This is a genomic window from Hydrogenivirga sp. 128-5-R1-1, assembly GCF_000171895.1.
In genome coordinates, this window is record NZ_ABHJ01000484.1 from 1 (window position 1) to 1,138 (window position 1,138).

Here is a 1,138-nt window from a genome sequence, read left to right on the forward strand (position 1 = left end):
CTTTTTTAATAATCCTTCTATTGTCCTTTTAACTACATCATAAATATCTTTTCTTTCACTATCATAAAGTTCTTTTAAAACAGATACAGGAATCTTATATATTTTAAAATTCCCATCTTCTGGTTGAATAAATGAAATAATGGTATCCATTAATCTAATTTCTTCCAAGGATAACTTATGTCTTGCTTGTATTAAATTGTTATGCATTGTTGCTACTGCATTTTTATTTACTTTATCCACCTCTTCCACTACTTCTGGATAAATTATTTCCTCTTTTATCCCATTTTCATTATTCATAGCTGCAAATTTCCCCTAGTAAGATAGATAATTAATTGTAAATCAATATAAAAATAAAGACAACAAAAATAAATTTGTCTGCATTTGACCCGAAATTTGTCTGCATTTGACCCGAAATTTGTCTGCATTTGACCCGAAATTTGTCTGCATTTGACCCGAAATTTGTCTGCATTTGACCCGAAATTTGTCTGCATTTGACCCGAAATTTGTCTGCATTTGCATGGTCAACGTGGCAATACGCCAAACTCAACCGACGCCTAAAAACAAGTAAAAAACAGGTTTTTAAAAACAATATAAAAACATCATCATCATATAAAAAAAGAGCGCAAAATTTTTAAAAAATTTTGCTATTGATGATTGATGATGATGAATTTTTATTAAATTCAAAAATCAAAAAAATCAATTTATAGTAAAGCAACTTTATAACGATTTTTGGCAAACATACGACAATAAAAAAACTGAAAAACTAACGATAAAAGAAAGTATTTACGCTCTAAGAAAAATTAACGTGTAGAAAATATTGCGCCGAATGGTCAAAAATGTCTATTCGGGTTTTTGCATTCTTCTATTAGTCTTTGGGCTTTTTTTACTTCTTTTTTGTATCTGCCGGGGTTTGTTATTCTGAATTTTTCTGCTTTTTTCAGCTGCAGATGATAAATTTTTTCTTCTAAGCATTTTATTTTTTCTTTTAGTCTTTCTTTTTCATAGCTTTCTTGCTTTTTCCATTTTTCTAAGTTTGAAAGTTTTTGTTCATACTGGCTTTTTAATTGCTCTTCTAATTGGATTAATCTTTTGTTTTCTTTTGCTCTTAGCTTTTCTTTTTCGTTTTGCAGTTCTTCTT

General features: G+C 28.7%; 1 protein-coding gene and 1 pseudogene. Both read right to left on the bottom strand.

Annotation, left to right across the window (positions count from 1 at the left end; translation table 11 throughout):
* Positions 1-297: replication initiation protein (locus HG1285_RS00510; RefSeq protein WP_008289648.1), on the bottom strand; the 297-nt coding region annotated here is incomplete at its 3' end.
* Between the two features lie 533 nt (positions 298-830).
* A pseudogene (locus HG1285_RS20115) lies at positions 831-1,138 on the bottom strand (hypothetical protein); the annotation flags it as partial.